Source organism: Sphingobacterium sp. UDSM-2020, assembly GCF_016132525.1.
Taxonomy (GTDB): domain Bacteria; phylum Bacteroidota; class Bacteroidia; order Sphingobacteriales; family Sphingobacteriaceae; genus Sphingobacterium; species Sphingobacterium anhuiense.
In genome coordinates this window covers 5,971,837-5,991,820 of record NZ_CP066166.1, presented here as the reverse complement: position 1 = coordinate 5,991,820, position 19,984 = coordinate 5,971,837, and the positions used below count along the sequence as shown (strand labels likewise).

15 protein-coding genes are annotated in these 19,984 nt (G+C 36.0%); 7 read left to right on the top strand and 8 right to left on the bottom strand.

Annotated elements, in window-relative coordinates:
- Positions 1-28 precede the first annotated feature (28 nt).
- Positions 29-820, top strand: coding sequence for a hypothetical protein (locus JAZ75_RS25395; protein WP_208699411.1), 792 nt, complete (start codon positions 29-31; stop codon positions 818-820).
- 50 nt (positions 821-870) lie between these two features.
- Here the strand turns inward: JAZ75_RS25395 and JAZ75_RS25390 are convergent, their stop codons facing one another.
- Positions 871-1,653: a patatin-like phospholipase family protein gene (locus JAZ75_RS25390; RefSeq protein ID WP_021191549.1), complete on the bottom strand. Its 783-nt coding sequence runs from the start codon at positions 1,651-1,653 to the stop codon at positions 871-873.
- Positions 1,654-2,393: 740 nt separating this feature from the next.
- On the opposite strand from JAZ75_RS25390, the gene JAZ75_RS25385 reads away from it, so the two are divergent.
- The 3 genes from JAZ75_RS25385 (at position 2,394) to JAZ75_RS25375 (ending at position 6,909) form a co-directional block, all read left to right on the top strand.
- Positions 2,394-3,275 (top strand): GLPGLI family protein, encoded by an 882-nt coding sequence (locus JAZ75_RS25385; protein ID WP_208699409.1) that lies wholly within the window; start codon positions 2,394-2,396, stop codon positions 3,273-3,275.
- An 84-nt stretch (positions 3,276-3,359) separates the two neighbouring features.
- A complete protein-coding gene (locus tag JAZ75_RS25380) occupies positions 3,360-4,235 on the top strand; it encodes a GLPGLI family protein (protein ID WP_208699407.1) in 876 nt (291 codons plus the stop codon).
- A gap of 1 nt (position 4,236) precedes the next feature.
- Positions 4,237-6,909: a TonB-dependent receptor gene (locus tag JAZ75_RS25375; protein ID WP_208699405.1), complete on the top strand. Its 2,673-nt coding sequence runs from the start codon at positions 4,237-4,239 to the stop codon at positions 6,907-6,909.
- 20 nt (positions 6,910-6,929) lie between these two features.
- Here JAZ75_RS25375 and JAZ75_RS25370 read toward each other — a convergent pair whose 3' ends face one another.
- The 7 genes from JAZ75_RS25370 to JAZ75_RS25340 all read right to left on the bottom strand — a co-directional run bounded on the left by JAZ75_RS25370 (position 6,930) and on the right by JAZ75_RS25340 (position 13,784).
- Positions 6,930-7,445 (bottom strand): STM3941 family protein, encoded by a 516-nt coding sequence (locus JAZ75_RS25370; RefSeq protein WP_208699403.1) that lies wholly within the window; start codon positions 7,443-7,445, stop codon positions 6,930-6,932.
- Positions 7,446-7,478: 33 nt separating this feature from the next.
- Positions 7,479-8,186, bottom strand: a complete 708-nt coding sequence (locus tag JAZ75_RS25365) for a LytR/AlgR family response regulator transcription factor (protein WP_208699401.1) — start codon at positions 8,184-8,186, stop codon at positions 7,479-7,481.
- Positions 8,179-9,357 (bottom strand): sensor histidine kinase, encoded by a 1,179-nt coding sequence (locus JAZ75_RS25360; protein ID WP_208699399.1) that lies wholly within the window; start codon positions 9,355-9,357, stop codon positions 8,179-8,181. The genes JAZ75_RS25365 and JAZ75_RS25360 overlap by 8 nt, the downstream gene beginning before the upstream one ends.
- Before the next feature lie 149 nt (positions 9,358-9,506).
- Positions 9,507-10,244 carry a type II CAAX prenyl endopeptidase Rce1 family protein gene (locus JAZ75_RS25355; RefSeq protein WP_208699397.1) on the bottom strand — a complete coding sequence of 246 codons (738 nt, stop codon included), beginning with the start codon at positions 10,242-10,244 and terminating at the stop codon, positions 9,507-9,509.
- Between the two features lie 379 nt (positions 10,245-10,623).
- Complete coding sequence (locus tag JAZ75_RS25350) at positions 10,624-11,256, bottom strand: DJ-1/PfpI family protein (RefSeq protein WP_208699395.1); 633 nt, start codon at positions 11,254-11,256, stop codon at positions 10,624-10,626.
- Between the two features lie 23 nt (positions 11,257-11,279).
- A complete protein-coding gene (locus tag JAZ75_RS25345) occupies positions 11,280-12,254 on the bottom strand; it encodes a GlxA family transcriptional regulator (RefSeq protein WP_208699393.1) in 975 nt (324 codons plus the stop codon).
- A gap of 288 nt (positions 12,255-12,542) precedes the next feature.
- A complete protein-coding gene (locus JAZ75_RS25340; protein ID WP_208699391.1) occupies positions 12,543-13,784 on the bottom strand; it encodes a GTP-binding protein in 1,242 nt (413 codons plus the stop codon).
- A gap of 633 nt (positions 13,785-14,417) precedes the next feature.
- Between JAZ75_RS25340 and JAZ75_RS25335 the strand changes: the two genes are divergently transcribed.
- The 3 genes from JAZ75_RS25335 (at position 14,418) to JAZ75_RS25325 (ending at position 19,982) form a co-directional block, all read left to right on the top strand.
- Positions 14,418-15,047, top strand: coding sequence for an RNA polymerase sigma factor (locus tag JAZ75_RS25335; protein WP_208699389.1), 630 nt, complete (start codon positions 14,418-14,420; stop codon positions 15,045-15,047).
- Positions 15,048-15,097: 50 nt separating this feature from the next.
- Positions 15,098-16,294 (top strand): FecR family protein, encoded by a 1,197-nt coding sequence (locus JAZ75_RS25330; protein WP_208699387.1) that lies wholly within the window; start codon positions 15,098-15,100, stop codon positions 16,292-16,294.
- 208 nt (positions 16,295-16,502) lie between these two features.
- Positions 16,503-19,982, top strand: a complete 3,480-nt coding sequence (locus JAZ75_RS25325; RefSeq protein WP_232789319.1) for a TonB-dependent receptor — start codon at positions 16,503-16,505, stop codon at positions 19,980-19,982.
- Positions 19,983-19,984: the final 2 nt, after the last annotated feature.

Here is a 19,984-nt window from a genome sequence, read left to right as displayed (position 1 = left end):
GAATACTAGAAATACAACCGAAAATAAGATGGATCGAACCAATTCTAACTCAAGTCAATTTCATAGCTCGGATAATTTGCCGGAACCGAAATCTAAATCAAATAAAAAAACGATTTTTTGGGTAGTTCTCATCATTGCCTTACTCGCGATAGTATGTTTTATTGCTTTTCAATTTGGAGTTTATAAACAGCGTCAGGAAGTTTATACAGAAGAGATAGCATATCCCGCTGACAGTGTTTTTGTGAATGGATGGGCTAGTCAAGAAGATTATGCATATTGGAAAAATGCGGTTTTTACAATACCTGAATATAACGATATTCCTGTTCCATTTCAAAGGGCTATCGTAAAGATTTTTATGGACAATAAGTTCATGCAAAATGAAGATAACAATCAATATTTTTTTACAAAAATTAAAGATCGAGCACCTAAAGTAATTGCATATGGCAATTTTACTGGTCAAGGGGATAAAGAAATGGCTTTTCTACTTGAAAAACAAGATTTTGCCAGTAGTGCCATTTTCATTATAACGGATCAAGGTAATCTCCTGTACTGGAAAGAATTAAGTTCGGAGTTGCCGACCATCAAACAATTTGCAAAAGGCGCACTAATATATTTGAATGATATGAAGCTTGTTCCTGCACCAACTGATGGTATAATAAAGCAAAACAAAAACTCAAAATATGTGCTGATTTATAATCGTGAGACGAAAACCTTTGATGAACATTATCAATATACAGATGAGGATGTTAAAAATTCAAAACAAGAAATGGAAGGTGATGAGGAAACTGTAGAAGAGGTCGATACTGCTGTTGTCGAATAGCCTTAGTGTTTTAATGTATTTTTATAAAAAGCCATGATTAGAATTAGCTACTAGCCGAGCTCTTTCTGGAGATTTAAAAATTCTTTCTCAAATTTTTTCGCATAATTATATCCGAATTCATATATCTGATTCACTCTACTCGTGTCAAATGTTTTAAACTGATTGATTTCCTCGGGCTGTATAAATATATCGCAGTCGCCAGGAGCTTCAGCCTTAATGTTTGAGGTGGTAATTCGGATAATACGTTCCACAATCTGCTTATAGTTCAGTCGTCCTTCGGAACGGTTGACCGGATTCACATTGATGCCGATACTTTTATTGCATGTTGCTTTAATCTGCTCCACCGGGAAGTTATTTAATATTCCGCCATCACATAAGTAACGGTTGTTTTTATAAGCTACCGGCTGAAATACCAGAGGAAAACAGCAGGAAGATTTAATAGCAAAAGATAGTGAGCCTTGGTTGAAGATAAGAGACTCCGCATTGGTTAAATCTGTAACAGCCACATATAAGGGCATTTTCAAGCTTTCGAAACTGTCGTGCGGAATATATTTTTTAATGATTTTTTCAAAAATATCTGCACTGAACAGGCCATCAGTTCTAATCGAGAAGTCGGAATAGGTGAAGAATTTTTCCTGTTTTACCAGCTCCAATATCTCTAGCGGAGCGTATCCTTCAGCTATAAACGCACCGACCAGAGCTCCTGCACTCGCTCCTGAAATAGCATGAAGCTGTATGTTCAGTTCCTGAAGATATTGGAGTATGCCCAAATGGGCGATTCCTCTAAAGCCACCACCGGAAAGCGTAATTCCTATTTTGTTGTTTACAATCATTTAAATTTTATTGTAAGAATTCCTAATACTAATAAAAAAGCAACGATCTATATTCTCTAATTATTGAATGTAGTTTGTTGTCAGATTTTAAGTAGGTTTTTCCCGGCTGTATTTAATTATTAAATTACTCTTATCATTGATTTTTACAATTACCAAGGATATCTTGACATATAAAACTAGCAATTAAAATCATACGATCAAAAAGCTGTTGTGATAATGCTTGCTGTTTTACAATATGACAGGTCTATTTTTACTTTGCATCGATGTCTGTTATATAAGCATAAGGTTAATCATCATTGTACAACGACAAAAGATGAAGAGTTAAGGGGGGCTGCATTAGCTACGCCTTCTTTATACTTGGTCCCTTCTCTTAGAAGTACTTATTTCAAATGAAGGTCTTTAAGCGATTATATTTTTTAAGAGTGGGTTACGGTTTTTGTTGTGCTAATTGTGCATATCTTTTGAAACAGTTCTTTAATGAATGGTGGGGACTAGTTGATGCAATTGGTTCCAACAGCTTTTACTTTCCAATTTATATATTCTATATAAATGGCCAACAGAGATTATCACTCAACTGCCATAAAGAGATCACTAACTATTAATAATTTTACATGTAAATACATGTGGTGTAATTTTATTTATCAAGGAATCAGTTGTTTGTGTATTTGTTTTGTGATTTAGCCAGATGAATATTTGTTAATTACGAATATTTCGTAAGTTTACAAATAAATCGTAAAATTATGAAGAAAATATTATTGACCACATTAATTTCATTCAGCCTGTTCACTCTTCAGGCACAAGAAAAGGCAATTGCTAAAATACATTACATCTTTAAGCATGTTAATGATACCACACAAAAAGACAAGCATATACGTGATGAAGTTGCTACTTACCTTGGTAAACAAGCTAGTTATTACACTAGTTATTCTAGTACTAGAATGCAAGAACAGACTTCAAAAATACTATCATCTCCGGATTTTGATGGTAATTTAGTGATTTCCAGATCGACTAGTGGTATCAAGGAATCTTACCTTTTAGAACCTTCGAAATCCAAGATGGTAGAAGTAAAACGTGTTGCATCTGATGAGTTTTTATTAGAGACCACTTATCCTAAGCAGGATTGGGATATAGAAGATGAAACCAAAGTAATTGGTGGATATACTTGTCAAAAAGCAACTACAACTTTTGCTGGTCGTCATTACACCGCTTGGTTTATAACAGATATTCCTTTTTCTTTTGGACCTTGGAAATTGCATGGCTTACCGGGACTGATATTATCGGTAAAGGATGATAAGAGTGAGGTAGAATTTGAATATTCTGGTTTTGATAAATTAACTGATGATGTACAAGTGACAATTGGAACTCCTGCAAATGCAATTTTATCTAAAAAAGATGAAGTAGAAAAATTAGAGCAGGCATTTAAGGCAAATCCCAGTGCCTATATGCAAACGAGATCTAGCCGCAGATCTACAGGGGCTGGTGTTTTTGTGAGCATTAGTGGCGCTAGTTCATCAGCTCCAGCTATGGATGCATCAAAAATTAAATCGATGACTATTAAGAATGATGATGATTATAAGCCTTCTTCGGTCACTAATAATCCTTTAGAATTAAAATCGTATTAAAAACTCTAAAATTATTCGAATACGAATCATACTAGTTTGGCTTTGATACGCCTTATTCTTAATTCAACTGTTTTAGACCAAAAAATGAAAAGAAATCTATTCATCGTATTGATGTTATTAACGGGGTTCACTGTTAGGGCTCAAGAAAAGGCAATTGCTAAAGTTCACTACCTCTTTAAACATGTTAATGATACAACACAACGAGATAAATATCGGAGAGATGAAGTCGTAACTTATTTAAGTCCCCAAACAAGCTATTACACAAGTTATTCATCTACAAGAACACAAGAACAATCTGCGCAAGAGATGGATGCTCTAAATTTTGATGGTCATATTATTGTTTCGAAATCCACTAGCGGAATAAGAGAATCTTATCTTTTAGAATCCTCTAAATCCAATATGATTCAAGTGAAACGTGTAGCGTCCGATGAGTTCTTGTTGGATGCAGTATATCCTAAACAAGACTGGGATATTCATGATGATACTAAAGTAATAGGCGGATATACTTGTCAAAAAGCAACAACGACTTTTGGCGGTCGCCATTACACAACTTGGTTTACAACAGATCTTCCTTTTTCTTTTGGACCATGGAAATTACACGGCTTACCAGGATTAATTTTGGAAGCCAAGGATGATAAAAGTGAAGTTGAGTTTGAGTATTCTGGTTTTGATAAACTTGCTGATAGTGTTCAGATTACGATTGGTGCTCCGGTCGATGTTATTTTATCAGCACCTGAGGAGGTAGAAAAATTGTACAGGGCTTTTAAAACCAATCCAAAGGCGTATATGCAGACAAAATCGGGTGGATCTTCCTCTATAAAAAAGAGTGGAGTTTTTGTAACGAGCGACGTACCATTTTCAACTATCGACCCTAATAAAATTAAATCGATATCTATTAAAAATGATGATAATTATAAACCTTCTTCGGTCACTAATAATCCTTTAGAATTAAAACCATAATATGTTATTAAGATCTCTTACTGTAATTTGCTATATACTTTGTAGTGCATGGGTTTTTGGGCAGCAGGTTGCCATTGAAGGGGTATTAGTAGATAAGGCGTCGGGAAAACCGTTAAATTATATTCATGTGGTACTGAAGTCAAGTGACCATAAATTGTTAACCTTTAAAGAAACAAATGAGAATGGGGCTTTTTCTTTAACTACATTGAAAGGTGTGGATGGAGCATATCTCGAGATCAACCACTTAGGGTATCATAAAAAAATAATTCCATTGGCAGATCTTCGTACTAAAAAAACGATTGAACTTGAACAGAAAGCTGTTTTATTGGATGACGTTGAGGTCAAAAGTAGACCGAAGATCCGTCGAATCGGGGATACATTGTCTTATGATGTTTCGACGTTTGCAAAGGAAGAGGATCGTAGCATTGGTGAGGTATTAAAACGGATGCCGGGTATAGAGGTAGGAGATAATGGAAGTATTAAGTATCAGGGAAAAGCGATTTCGAAGTTCTATATTGATGGTGATGATTTATTGGACGATCGTTACGCGATTGGCACAAAAACGGTACCACATAAGATGGTGAAAGATATACAGGTACTGACCAACCACGAACATATGAAAGTGTTGAAAAATAAGCGTTTTACAGATGATGTGGCGATAAATCTGGTTATTAAAGACGACGCTAAGCTCAAGTTAACCGGTCAGGCTAAACTGGGTGGGGGACTGCCCAAACAATATGATGCAGAAGTCAATACAATCTTGTTCAATAAAAAATATAAGGTATTGAATGTGTTGCAGGGAAATAATATAGGTAATGACTTGACTGGTGATTTTACTGGATTTAATCAAAGTTCCGTGTTTGCACAAATGGGGTATTCACCTATTAATAATTTGCTTGCTGTAGGGACTGTTGGTGGTCCTCCTGTAGCAAAATCAAATTATTTTATGAATAATACAGTGGCTTTAAATGCAAATAATCTATTGAATATAAGGAACGGTTTGCAACTGAAGTCGAATGTACAGCTCTTGTACGATAAGAACAATACCACTTTTGAAGGAAAAACGAGCTATTTTTCTGAAGGGGGTGATCTTGTATTTGATGAAAATCAATATACAAAAACAGCGGAATGGCTAGCAACATTACGGTTGTCATTGAACAAGAACATGGAAAAGCGTTATATCAATAATACGTTCTCGTTCGAATACGAAAAAGAAGATCGGCGCGCCACAATAGGGAGTAATGGAAATACTATTTTTGGGAATTTGAACCATAAAATTAGCGGTTTTTCAAATCAATTGGAATGGGTTCCCCAACTTAAAAATGGAGATGTTGTACAGGTAAATTGGTATCTGAATTACGCCAATAAACCACAGACCTTAGCTTTTTCTCCTGGTCTTTTTCCGGATATCTTTGCTTCAGGAATATCATATGAACAAACAGTGCAACATGTTGAAGTTCCCACAATTTTTACGAATGGTAGTATCGGATATAGGCTTCCCAAAGGAAAGATCAAACAATACTATACGCTAGGGGCAATGATGGAAGATCAAAAACTCAAATCGGGTATTGATCTCAATAAAGAAGGAATTGTAAAGGCTACAGATCTTGATTCTACGGAGAATAATATGCACTGGAATCGTTCATCGTTTTCTGTCAATGCAGACTATGAATGGAGTATTAATAGACTAGCCACAAAGTTGAGTTTGCCTTTATCATGGCAACGCACCAGTTATATTGACGAAGGTTTTAGTATCGATAAAAACCTGAGTAATCTTTTGTTTAATCCTTCATTTTCAGCTCGTTTACAGGTTCACCAGGAGGAAGAACTTAGTTTTTCTTATCAGAGAGGCAATACTTTTGGAACTATCGAAAATGTGTATCGAGGTTTACTGATTAGAAATTACCGGACTTTATCGACTAATAGTGGTGAAATCAATGAAAATAGGAGCAATAATTTTGGATTAAACTATAAGATAGGTAAAACAATAAAACTGCTATTTTTCAATTTTGGATTGGGTTACAACCAATCCATATCAAGTACGATGCTTTCTAACGTCGTCAATGAGGAGTCGACTCAAACACAGCTGATCGCCCAAGAAAATGAGGTGAAGTCCTATAGTGCTTCTGCTGGGATTGATAAATATATTTTTGCCTTATCAAGTAATGTGAAAATTGCTGCATCTTGGTCTTTGTCGGACTATAATCAGTTATTCAATGAGCAGATACTTCCATTTCAGAATACAAGTTATACCTTGAGGCCTAACATGGAATTTAAAATTTGGAAGCAGGTTAATCTTTCTTATAATGGACAATTATCTTGGGTAAGTACGAAACAAAAGGAGGGATCTGATGGATTAAATAGAAATACATTTAATGCCTCACATCAAATAAGTTTACCGATAAATCTATTTTCAAGTGTTCATCTGCGTTTGAGTGCTAGAAATACGTATTCGCATCAACCTGGATTAAAAGATTTTAATTATGTTTTCTTTGATACATTTTTACGCTATCGTCACAAGAAGTTGAAAACGGATTTTGAACTAAATTTGACGAATTTGGCAAATGTGAAGAAATTTGAAACCTATTACATATCGGCGAATATGCAGACTCATAATCAGTATGAACTACGGGGCAGGATGGCTGTTTTAAAAGCGGTGTTTAATTTTAAATAATAGTTGATGTACAGGAAGTTTTACCCGTGACGGTCATTTTTATCCAACCTCGAACGCAGTAAGGTTAAAAGCTGTTGTTCTGAGATCGCTAAGACATCAACATCGATCCAAAGTAAATCTGGTTTTGACCTAAAAAGGCGACCTATTGTATTTAAGGCAGTTAAGTATGTAGTACGTTTAACTTGGTCATATTTTTTTTCGTTCCTAACTTTGATAAAGATTTGATTTTGGGCACGAAAAAAGCCAGATTCAAAACTTTGAATTTCTTCCCAAGGAATAAAAATGGCTGTATCAGCGGTGTTATTTAATATACCTAGTTGCTCTATGCTTAATCCTGGTCGGCCATTTTTATGATCGATCCAGAATTTTATCTTGTGAAAATATAAAATATGTAAAGTTATGCATATTAAAAATATAAGTATGGGGGCATAGCTATTGGACGAGGTATAAAAGATGAAAAGTAATAGTACAATAAATGCAGTACAAAGGAAAATGCCTGTAATAATGTTGCTTTTCTTAAATTGTATATCTACCATAAGGAACTCTTGTAAATATTAAAATTATCTGTTTTATTTGATGCCCAATAAGGTGAAAAACTCCTCCTTTTTGTTGACAGCGATCGCTATTGATTTGCCATTGGTTAACTCGATCATATTTCCGGTAACTGTTTTTACAGCTTCTATGTTGAGGATAAACGACCGCTGAATACGAAAAAATAGTTGCTTATCAAGGATTTCTTCCATGGATTTGAGCGTAGCTTGCGTGGTATATGTTTTCTCGTATACAACGATTTTTAGATAATCTCCCTGGGATTCAATATACAGGATTTCGTGCAATAAAATTTTCACTAATCTTCCTTCTGATTTTATAAATATACGATCAGGTCTTGCCTCTTGTATCTTTGGAGTTTTAACGGCTAATACACTTTCTTTAGCTCTATTTACTGCTTTTAAAAAACGATCGAATCGAACGGGCTTAACTAAGTAATCTGTTACCCCAGCATCAAAACTATCCAATGCGAAATCACGATGTGCGGTAATAAAAATAATAACAGGTGGATTGACCAAGGCATTTACCAACTCCATGCCGTTTATTTTCGGCATCTGGATATCGCTAAACATGATGTCAACAATATTGTTTTGTAAGTACAGCAACGCTTCGACAGGATCTCCAAATGAGCAGACAAGTGTAAGGAAGGGTATTTCTTTTACAAAAGATTCTATAATTTCTCTACCAAGTGGTTCATCATCGGTGACGATACAGGTGAATTTATCCATGAGTTGCTAAATCTATTTTTAAGTTGACGATAAATTTATTTTCCAAATGCTCCATTTTGAGTTCGTGTTTATTGGGGTATAACAATTGAAGTCTCTTTTGTAAATTAGATAGACCGATACCACCAAAGTTTTTTGTCGAAACAAAGTCTTCAACATCATTCTCAAGATGAAAGTAAAAATGATGATCCTTTACTTTTATCGTCAAATATATAAACTGTTCTTTATTATTTTTAAGACCGTACTTAAAAGCATTTTCAATACATGTAAATGTTAAGAGAGGAGCGATGTATAACCCTAATAATGCACTTTCTTCAGGAAGATCAAATTGGATCTTTTTATCTACCGGGTATCGCATTTTTTCGAGTTCACCATAGTTTTTTATAAATTCCAATTCTTTCTGCAAGGATACTTTTTCCGTGTTGGACTCATAAAGGGTATAACTCATAATATCCGAAAGATTTACAATCACCTCTGGCGTAGCTGGATCTTTTTTAATCGCAAGACCGTATAGATTATTTAAAGTATTGAATAGGAAATGAGGATTTAGCTGGGCTTTTAAAAAGTTTTTTTCAATATTGATATTCTCAATTTCTAGTGAAGCTTTTTCATTTTGAATTTTTAAAGTTTTACTGTATAATTTTGAAATTTCAAATAGAATTTTGACAAAAAAGAAAGGCGATAGAATTGAAATGACAATGAATGCTTGTGAAATCATACGTTTTAAAGATACGGCTTGTACGAACTTCTGATCGGCACTCATCTTAATAGCATTCTTTAGTTCTCCATTTTCTATTTCAAAGCCCAGCGAATGGTAGAATAGGGAGAAAAAATAGGTGGTAGCAATCCAGATAAATAACAATATCGGCAAACTAATGACTAGAAGTAAAATGATCTTATTCTTGCTACCGGATAAAATCTTGGGAAGTAAGACATAAAAGAACAGATAGAAAACGAGCATATTAACGCTTGTCATCCTAATGGTTAGGATGGTAGCATTGAAAAAAGAGAGTTTATATGCAAGTATGTAGCTCAACAGCAATAAGATCGAAAATGTGAACCACATGCAGACATGAAGTAAAATTCGACTGGTTTTGCTGTATAAACTATCAAAATCAAATTCAGCTATTTTACTTGTTAAATAACTAGAGAAAATTCTCGTATCCTGCGACATGTTGTTTGTTTAAATGATCAACCAAATATAGTTTTTTGAACGAGTTATAAAGCTAGTTTTTGTTTAAAAAGACGGATGACTCGGGTAATATTGATTACTAATTTGAAGCTTCTTAACTTATCCATTGCGCGTTCTAAGCAATCTTTTAGTTATAATATTCGGATCAAGGCATTTAATACATTGATCATATTGTGACCTATTACTGGGTAAACAAGATTGCCTGAAAATTTCCGTAACAAACCCACACTTAACGAAGATATCAGCGTGAGGTAGATGATGGTTATGATATCAAATTTAAGTTGATGATCTTCCGTTAACACAATACCATGTGCAACACTGAATAGCAGGGTCACGATAATAAATCCCCAGCCAAATGAGATGCCTTTGATATTCCATTGGGGCTGAAATGTTTGGTCAAGAAGCCAAAAGCAAATGCCTCTAAAGGCCAATTCTTCGGTTAAGCCTGGCATGGTCGCCTGAAAAGCAAAAGTTTCTAAATCAAAATTAGCTCCTTTAGGAAATAAGATAAATTTGAAAATCAAATCAAAAAGTAAGAATCCAAGGAATATGAATATACCGAATTTCACCTGTTTCTTTGCGTTACTTTTCGAGGTGAAGCCGATCTGCTCACGATGAGTGTTATTTACCGAGAAAATGATGATCAGCGATAACAATAAACTTAAGATTTTACCAATCCATGAAAATTTTAGTCCAATCGCATCAAGACTAAAATATTGTCTGCTAAAATGTTGAATGTAGCAGTCTGCTAAAAAATAAACGATGAAAAAGATTAAAAATTTTGAGTTTACTTTTTTCGATTTTGCATATGCAATAGCGATTAAAGGTAGCATGAATGAGATCCAAATGAGAGGTGTTAATAGTGACATATCTTTTAATTTTTCTTTAAAAGTATGTGAATGCAGCATTTGATGAAATTTCTACCGATGAAAAGGTAGAATCGGCCGATGGAATGTGTTTTTTTATCGATCAAGAAATTGGATATAGCAGCTACGAACACTTTAAAAAAGACAATCAGAAGGTTTTGTGATAAGTAAAATCACTTCATAGTATCATGAAGTGATTTTAAAAATAAGCGAATTAGCCTTCAAAAACTGAAAGTAAAATCCACAGAATAAGCGTTTAAAGGGATTGAGCAATCCTTTAATTGCTATCATTTTAATTGATCTAAGAAGGAATGGATAGGTACAGAGATATCTTAAGACTAAATTTTCAATCTTAGACGGTATGGAATCTCGGTAGGTAAGGTTAATGAATTTGTAAATCTGATTTATACTCAAATATTTCAATAATCTGCTGCGCTACATCTTTTCCAAGGATATCCGTTACCATATATAGCGCTGCATCTATACCTGCCGTGATTCCTGCAGTTGTTACTAAATTCCCTTCATCAATGTAACGAGGTCCTGTCACAACTTTACTGTTCGGATTTAGTTCCTGTAGAAGATCTGTTATCATAAAGTGACTGGTAATCGCTTTTCTATCTAAAAGCTTGGTATTCGAAAGTAAAAGCGCACCTGTACATATACTGACAATTACGGTATCAGATTGTGCTTGAGTTGTGATCCATGCTGTTAACCGGGATTCAAACTGTTCGTCTTTGAATAATTTGATAACTGTTTCAGGAAATGCTCCTGGTACAATGATCAAATCAGCTTGTGGACAATTGTCGATCGTGTAATTTGGAATAATTTGCATCGTATTGGATTCTGAAAATACAGGTGCAGCATCCAAGGCAACAGTGTAACAGTTAAAACTATTCGGCACAATAATATTTGCTTTAACGAATACATCTAATGGACCGTTTAGATCCAATACTTCTACCTGGTCAAAAACAAAAAATGCAATGTTTTTAGTTATTTTATCTTTGTTAATCTTCATGCTGTGAAAAAGTTATATATGAATTAATGTTGAAATGTTATTCGATACTGCAGTGCACTAATTTTATAGTATTTATAGAATAGTTTGTTTAAGGAGCTGATCTGATGGTAGCCACATTGAACACTGATGATTGTTAAGGTGTCAGCAGTATAAGCGAGTAACTGCTTTGCTTTTTCCAGACGTATTTTTTCAATAAATTGTCCCGGGGGTAAAGACGATTCTTTCTTAAAGACACGGGAGAAATTGCGTGGGCTCATGTTTACTGCGAATGCTAGTTGTTCAAGATTTAATGTTTCTTCAATATGTGCATTAGCATAGTGATAAACTTTTTGAACAAGTTCACTCATATCTTCAACCGCAGGTAATTCTTCAGAAAAGAGTGATTGATCCGAGAGTCTGTACACTCCAAACACCAGATGTTTGGCAACCTGTATGGTTATATCCCGCCCCAGATCTTCTTCGACTAATTGCAATGCCAGATTAATTCCAGAAGTGATCCCGCCAGAACTATAGATATTGCCATCCTTTAAAAAAATAGATCTGGCGTCAACATGAATTTCAGGATACATACTTTTAAGCATGCCAGCATATCTCCAGTGTGTGGTCACTGTTTTATTTTTCAGTAGACCGCTTTTGGCCATTAGAAATGTGCCGACACAGATCGAAGCTAGACGATTTACCCGTGGATATATCTGGTTGAGCCATGTATAGACCGTTTTATCAAGATTTTCAAATAAATTGGGATGCGTGCCAGCAATGATCAAGGTATCGATAGGTGTTGTCATATTGAAAATGCTTGAATCGCATTGGAGCTTGATACCTGAGTTTGATATAACAGTTTCAGTTTTTAATGCCGAGAGGTAATGAAGCTGATAGGGTGCGTCATATCCTGCTTTTTTTACAATTTCATTGGCCGTATGAAAGACATCAGTGGGGCCCGCTACATCCAATAATTGTACATCTGGTAATATTAAAATGGCAATATTTTTCTTATCCATGTCTCTACGTAATTTGCATATCGATTAAGACAAAGGTACTCGATCATAACAGGATCCTCAATGACAATATGATTTGTTATCTTGCCATTTTTTTGATTCAAGTACAACTTTATTGCTGTACTTGAATGACATCGTCATTATTTTATCTATTCAGATTGTAAAATAAAAAAAGTAACGAATAATATTATTTAAATTTTACGATTAAAGAAATAATTTCAGATGGAAGATAAAAAAGTAAAATGGTGTGTGCTTAGACTACCATTTTATTTTTAACTATTCTTCTCTATTTTATAAATGTATTGGAAAAGGATCTTCAAATCTAACATTATTCTCAAAGAGATAGAACTCATCATCTTGGAGTAGACACTTTTCCAAATCCATTACTATTTTTTTTTCGTTTATGTCTTGTCCGATAAAGACCAGCTCATTTATTCGATCTCCCCATTGCTTACTCCAACGGCCTTCAATATAGTCTTTGTTAGCTACATAACTTTCAAATTGTATTCGTTCGAAGTAGGACATACTGATCCACCAGACGCCAGCTGTCTCTAGGCGCGAAGAGCCGCCTGCCTGAGAAAAATTTAATGCTTCATCGCGACGAGAAGCTAGCCAGAAAAGACCTTTGGCACGAATAATACCGGAGGGATAGTGATGGTTTAAATAATTCCAGAACCGTTCAGGATGAAACGGTTTTTGATTTCTGAATACAAAAGAGCTAATCCCATACTCTTCTGTTTCGGGAATATGGTGTTCAGATTCCAACTCCTTTTGCCATCCTGCCGAAGTTTGAGCTTCATCAAAATTGAAAAGTTTGGTATTTAATATAGCTTTGGGACTCACTTTACCAAAAATAGAAGGTATAATTTTAGCTCCTGGATTTAATTTTTGTATCGCAGCTTTTAAAAGATTAACTGTTCTGGTTTCTACTAGATCTGTTTTATTCAAGATGATGACATTAGCAAATTCGATCTGATCGGTTAGCAGATTAACAATAGTTCGCTCGTCACCTTGCATATCCGTTAGATTTCTATCCTTTAGCAATTCATTGGTTCCAAAATCTTTGAAAAAGTTAAAGCAATCCACCACTGTCACCATCGTATCGATGTAGCTGAAGCGAGACAGGTCTATGCCATGCTCTTCATCAACATAGGAAAAAGTCTGCGCTACTGGAATAGGTTCGCTGATACCCGTGCTCTCAATCAATAGATAATCAAATCGTCCTTCATTGGCAAGTTTTTCGACCTCAATCATGAGATCTTTACGTAAAGTACAGCAGATACATCCGTTGCTCATTTCAACTAATTTTTCTTCAGTGCGTGATAATGTGTGTTCATTTTCAACCAGGCGCGCGTCCACATTCACCTCGCTCATATCGTTGACGATCACCGCAACCTTCAATCCCTCCTTATTATGCAAAATATGGTTAAGTAAGGTCGTCTTTCCGGCTCCAAGAAAACCGCTTAATACGGTAACAGGAAGTTTCTTGCTGATGTTCACATCAGGGGATGATAAGGATGTTTCTGTGTGCATGTCTTTAATTCTTTAATGTTTGATATAAAAATCGTACGGATAATACTATTTAAGGAAGTAGCGTACCAAGGGCATTCGTGATCTCAAGCTAAATCGACTCATCAACTATTTTTATGAACCAGCTGATGATATTTTGATGGTGGTGATGGCCATATAGACGGATGAATTTTTTTGTTTCCGACTTATCTAGGTTTTGGTACACCGCAAGTCTAGTTCTTGCAAATTCTTTCGTTAGAGGTATCTTGCAATCATTCACCAAACAGGTTTTCCATTGTTCAAATGTTTGAGGTATCATATATGATCTGTTTTCTTAATGTAATACGAAAGCAAATATATAAAACAAATACATCAAATGCAATATAGTTGCATTTAGTTTGTGATTGAAAGTAAAGAAATAAATGAGAGACTTACCTGGAAATTATTGACAAATTAAACTTCAATTCAAATAATCTATTGTTTAATTAAGTGTTCAGATTTTTTAGATCTATCATATGATCAAAGGTTGAGGCTAGTAGATGACAGGTTGTAATGTTGATGATAAATATGACATGATTTGGTTATTTATAATTAATGCTCTGTTAATATGCGTTCTATTTCTTTGTAAAGAATAGTTAACCGTATTATCTTGAATTTATGCCTCTTATAAAACGTCACGACCTGAAAGAACACTGGAATACATTTGTTGTAGAAGAATGTGAAGAAGCATTTTATCAAATTTACGAATATTATCATCATTATCTCAGCTATGTGGGTACCAAACGTGGTTTTGCTATGGATGTTATCCAAGATACCATTAACGATGTGTTTCTTTATTTATGGGAAAACCGGATAAAAAATAGTACGATAAAGAATCAGCACAATTACATTATTACCATTTTTTTACGTCAACTATTCCGTGGTGATGCAAAGAAATACGAATTGATTCCTACTATGGCCACTTTATTAGAAAACTGTGAAATACCTTCTGTCGAAGATGGTTATATACAACGTTATACGGAAGATGAGGTGGGGCGCTTTGTCAAAGAAAAGGTAGCTGAACTGGGTGAGAAACAACGGCTATTGATCTATCAGAAATTTTACCTTGGATTGTCCTATCATGAAATTGCTGTTGCAAATGACATTTCGATCAATACCGTCTACAATACTATTTATAAGTCTGTCGATAAATTACGAAATCTTTTGACTGCAGAACAAGAAACCTTTCTTAAAATAGCCATTGGTGCACTTTCAACATTTTTTTTATTTTTTTTAGAAAATCAGTAGTGAAAAAAGCATAGTCCATGCTCTATTGATCAAATGAAGAAAAATAAGACATGGAAGAACTGAATCTGAAAGCGTTGTTAGCAGATGAGAGCTTCATTAACTATTGTAAAGGATACCCGGCTCAGGATGTTGCTAAGTGGGAACAGTGGCTTCAAGACCACCCACAGTACCGTAAAAAAGTAGAAGAACAGAGAAGGCTAGTGCAGCCTATGGCTCATCATGTCGCCGTAACTACCGCTGAAGATAATTATCTTCGCCTTAAAGAGCGGATCACTAAAAAAAATAAGAAACCGGATAAAGGTTTTCGCATTTCGCCGTGGTTAAAGATTGCAGCTTCACTATTGCTGATCTGTTCCATATCTTACCTGATTTTACGCCAATCATTGTTGCTTAAATCTGACCACAACAAGCAAAGCATTGTGATACCCGGAGAAGATAAAGCTTTATTGACATTGGCAGATGGATCTACGATCTCACTAGATGAGGTTGCAGTGGGGACCTTGGCTTTAGAAGGTGGTGTCCGCGTGGAGAAAACAAAAAATGGACAGCTGATTTACAGTGCTTCCGGATCGGAAATCCAAAATCAAACGGCCTCAAATACTATCTCTACACCTAAAGGAGGACAATATAGACTAATCTTGCCCGACGGCTCAAAGGCTTGGTTGAATGCTTCGTCATCGCTACATTACCCAATACATTTTGAAAATAATGAACGAAGGGTAAAAATGACTGGTGAAGTATATTTTGAAATCGCCAAGCTGGAAAAGCGTCTTCATGGACGTACGGAACGCATACCTTTTTATGTTGAAACTGCAGATCAGGAGATACAGGTTTTGGGCACGCATTTTAATGTGAATTCATATCCCGATGAACCGGGAATAGTTACAACACTTCTTGAGGGAAGTGTGCGCGTAACGTCTTCTTTAAACGGCGAAACGGTTCTGTTGCGTCCTGGACAGCAGTCATTCTTAGATAAACACCTTGTTGTGAGTGCGGCAGATGTAGAGCAACAGGTGGCGTGGACAGCGGGGGATTTTATTTTTAAAAGTGAATCATTAGCAAGTATACTACGCAAAGTTTCGCGTTGGTACGATGTCGATATCGTATGTCCACCACATTTGGGGAAGCTCAAATTTGATGGAATTGTATCCCGTTCTCAGCCTTTAACCTCCATAATGGATATGGTTGAAATAACAGGAAAAGCAAAAGTGAAATTGACGGAAAGGAGGATTATCGTGACGGACTAATACCACTCTAATACTGGATCCGCTTGAACAAAAAAGGCCAAAGGTGCTCGTAACACCTCTGGCAAGTAGTTAAGCTGATCGATAACGTTGTGCGAACAAAATCATCAATTAATATTAACGACAACAAATATATAAAATATTCATTTACATTGGTTAAACACCTGTTATGAATCTGCTATATAGTCTTGTTAAAGGACAATAAATACATATGAATTTTTATCAATGCATGCGTGTTATGAAAATCACCATGATGTTAATGACTTGCTTGTTGGTTCAGGTCAGTGCGTCTACTTTCGGACAGCGCATTACACTGAATAAACAAAATAGCAACATACCATCCATTTTGCAGGAGTTCAGAAAACAAAGTCAGTATGACTTTTTTTATGATACTGAATTATTTAAGAAAACTAAACCTATCAGTATTAATCTAAAGGATGCTTCGATTGAACAAGCGTTATTGGCCTGTTTTTCTGAACTGCCCTTTCGCTTTGTCATTAAAAATAAGTTAGTGGTTGTTACCGAAGCAACAGAAAGCGCAGGGATCAAATCCACACTAGAAGAACAGCAATTAACGATCACCGGACGGGTCCAAGATGTAAATAGTAAAGCTGCGCTTGCTGGTGTAACCATTCGGATAAAAGGCCTTTCTTTGGGTGCTACCACAGATGCTTCTGGTAATTTTATTATTGCGGTTCCAAAAAGTATAAATGTATTTGTATTCACCTTATTGGGGTATCAATCACGTGAACTATCTATTCATGTCGCTGAACGTAATCTTATTGTTCAGTTGCGCTCAGCTTCAACAGCATTAGACGAAGTTGAAGTTCGGGTACAAGCACGAAGAAAAGCGAATACTGAAGTTGCTGTTCTAGAAGAGCGGAAACGTGCGTCTATTGTTCAAGATGCTATTTCAGCGGAATTAATAGAACGTACAGGAAGTATTACAACTACTCAGGCTTTGCAACGGGTTACTGGAGTTACGGTTACGGATGATAAGTACGTTGCTGTGCGTGGTCTTGGTGACCGATCGGTCATTGGACAGCTGAACGGGGTACGTTTGGCCTCATCCGATCCTGATCGCAGTTCTATCCCTCTAGATTTAGTGCCAGCTTCCTTACTGGATAATATCACTATTTATAAAACGGTCACTCCTGATAAACCAGCAGATGCGGCCTCCGGAATTGTAGAATTGAAAACAAAGTCTGTGCCCGATAGGATGACTTTTGAGGTGATTGCTCAGACAGGTTTAAATTCTAATATCGGAATGGGCGGGAAGTACAACAGTTTCTGGAATAGTGACATGGGATTTTTGGGCACAAAAATCAATAATAAAAATCTGTCAACTGATTTCTTAAATCTTGCTAAAGAATATCCGGCAGGCTTATCATCAATCCACAATATGATTGCCAACAGTAATTATAGCAACAATGCATATCAAGAAGTGGGAAGAATTAATGGCATTATGCAGGGATTTGATCCTGTGATGACCAGTACCTATAAAAAGGCCCCATTGAACCAACTGTATTCGGCCACCTTTGGAAATAGTTATGATCTGTTTAATAAAAAGCATAAGCTGGGAGTTATATTAGGTGGGAATTATTATAAAAGAACGACCGATATAAGTGGAGGTGACTTGACACAATATAGTATTTATCAAGGGGTAGTGACCGGTAACCCGGATGTGTACAGTGTTCGCAATATTCCAAATTATATTACACCTAATAGTTTGTATATGGGTAAATATCAAACTTATAAGGAAAATACAGGGACAGAAACATTGAATTATGGAACGCTGGCAGGATTAACATATCGGTTTAATCCTCAGCATGAAATCAGTATGCAATATCTTGGGAGCTGGGGTGGTGAAACCAAATCAACCCAGCTCGCTGGACGATATGAGTATACAGGCTTACCTGGAGAGGTGAGAAGTACCACATACTCGCTAAAACAAACTTTCAGAAATTTAAATACCTTCAATTTACAAGGCGAGCATAAATTCTTAAAAGGAGATCTTTCTCCTCGTTTAAGTTACAATGTGGCGAGTTCAAGATCCAAACAGAATGATCCCGATTTTCGATTTGCGAGCTTAGCTGATTATATACCACGTGATGGCGGTTATTATAAACGGCCAGTTGTCGGTGCTACTAATGGTGGTCTTGAATATGTCTATAGTAAACATTTGTATGCCCTAACTTCTGGTTATGTAAATGGATTTGGTACTTATGGTATCATGCAGGCGGAACCGAATGGAAGGAGATGGCGAAATCTAACAGAACAGAATTACAATTATAAAGCTGATATCAGCATTCCTTTCCGCTTATTAGGTCAGAAGCAAGAGTTTAAATCGGGTGTAAACTATCTATTTCGGGATCGGGATTTTACAGAAAACCAGCTGTTTTTGCCAGGATCGAATTTTACCGCTAATAAAGCATTACCGCTCTATGATGTAGAAGGTAATCTGAACCGTCTGGTCAGTAATGAGATCATTGGGGTGAAAATACCAAAAGCAGAGCAGGGTGAAGGAATGATGCCTATTGGTGGATTTTTGTATAACAGTCAGAAATCACCCAATAATTATACAGGTTATTTTGAAACGAATGCCCTCTACGGTATGCTTGATCTAAAATTAACGGATCGGTTCCGAATGGCAGGCGGTATACGATTTGAGATGACCAATATTGGTTCTACGGTAGATACAGCTGACGTCTTTCTGGATCCTTCATTGACCACGGGCGCTAATGGAGAAGCTCCAATACCGTTAAATCCGATTGATCCCAATTCAGTATATAAAACAGGTTATAAACCTTTTTACTCGTTGAATGCGACGTTTACATTAAACGATAATATGAATTTTAGAGGCGCTGTCAATACTACCTTGGCTAGACCAGAGCTTCGGGAAATAACAAACGTGTTCGAATTCGATGCTTTTCAGATGGGATTAGTCGTTGGAAACCCAAATCTAAAAAATCAATATACACAAAATGCAGATTTTAGATGGGAATGGTTTCCGGCAAAGGGTGAGGTTATTGCCGTTTCTGCTTTTGGTAAGCGTATTGAAAATCAGCTGGTCAAGGTGTTTAACCTTGAAACTCAAGGATTGGCAGCTACTTATCCGGAATTTCCGACCATACAGTTCCAGAATGATGTTAATGTCGGTAAAGTCTGGGGGGTGGAGTTTGAAGTGGTTAAAAATTTAGGAACATTAACGGATCCTTTACGTAATTTCTTTTTAGGTTCTAACCTGATGCTTGCGCAGAGCGAGATCCAGAAATCAGCAGCACGTTATGAAGCCAATCGCTCCCTAGATCGGCATTCACCCAGAAACAGCCCTTTATTTGAACAAGCTCCCTATTCGATCAATGCCTGGTTAAATTATGATAACGATAAATCAGGAACAGATTTAACCATGACTTTTAATATGGTCGGAGAACGATTGGTTCAAATCAATCTAACAGGTGAACCAGACCTTTATACGCAACCAGTTCCTTATTTGGACTTCGTATTTAGTCAACGTATTAATAGAAGAATTCTTTTTAAGGGCTATGCCAAAAATATCATGAACCCAGCCATTAAAACTGTTTATGCTAATCCGCAAACAGGAGGTAAATGGTACGGTAATGAGTACATCAACCGAAGTTATAAACGCGGTGCTGAAATCATGGTAGGCTTTACTTATAATTTATTGTAGTC

Bases quoted from the DNA above. Each gene is read 5' to 3' on its own strand.
- JAZ75_RS25395 (WP_208699411.1), top strand. From the start codon at position 29: ATGGATCGAACCAATTCTAACTCAAGTCAATTTCATAGCTCGGATAAT.
- JAZ75_RS25390 (WP_021191549.1), bottom strand. From the start codon at position 1,653: ATGATTGTAAACAACAAAATAGGAATTACGCTTTCCGGTGGTGGCTTT.
- JAZ75_RS25385 (WP_208699409.1), top strand. From the start codon at position 2,394: ATGAAGAAAATATTATTGACCACATTAATTTCATTCAGCCTGTTCACT.
- JAZ75_RS25380 (WP_208699407.1), top strand. From the start codon at position 3,360: ATGAAAAGAAATCTATTCATCGTATTGATGTTATTAACGGGGTTCACT.
- JAZ75_RS25375 (WP_208699405.1), top strand. From the start codon at position 4,237: ATGTTATTAAGATCTCTTACTGTAATTTGCTATATACTTTGTAGTGCA.
- JAZ75_RS25370 (WP_208699403.1), bottom strand. From the start codon at position 7,445: ATGGTAGATATACAATTTAAGAAAAGCAACATTATTACAGGCATTTTC.
- JAZ75_RS25365 (WP_208699401.1), bottom strand. From the start codon at position 8,186: ATGGATAAATTCACCTGTATCGTCACCGATGATGAACCACTTGGTAGA.
- JAZ75_RS25360 (WP_208699399.1), bottom strand. From the start codon at position 9,357: ATGTCGCAGGATACGAGAATTTTCTCTAGTTATTTAACAAGTAAAATA.
- JAZ75_RS25355 (WP_208699397.1), bottom strand. From the start codon at position 10,244: ATGTCACTATTAACACCTCTCATTTGGATCTCATTCATGCTACCTTTA.
- JAZ75_RS25350 (WP_208699395.1), bottom strand. From the start codon at position 11,256: ATGAAGATTAACAAAGATAAAATAACTAAAAACATTGCATTTTTTGTT.
- JAZ75_RS25345 (WP_208699393.1), bottom strand. From the start codon at position 12,254: ATGGATAAGAAAAATATTGCCATTTTAATATTACCAGATGTACAATTA.
- JAZ75_RS25340 (WP_208699391.1), bottom strand. From the start codon at position 13,784: ATGCACACAGAAACATCCTTATCATCCCCTGATGTGAACATCAGCAAG.
- JAZ75_RS25335 (WP_208699389.1), top strand. From the start codon at position 14,418: ATGCCTCTTATAAAACGTCACGACCTGAAAGAACACTGGAATACATTT.
- JAZ75_RS25330 (WP_208699387.1), top strand. From the start codon at position 15,098: ATGGAAGAACTGAATCTGAAAGCGTTGTTAGCAGATGAGAGCTTCATT.
- JAZ75_RS25325 (WP_232789319.1), top strand. From the start codon at position 16,503: ATGAATTTTTATCAATGCATGCGTGTTATGAAAATCACCATGATGTTA.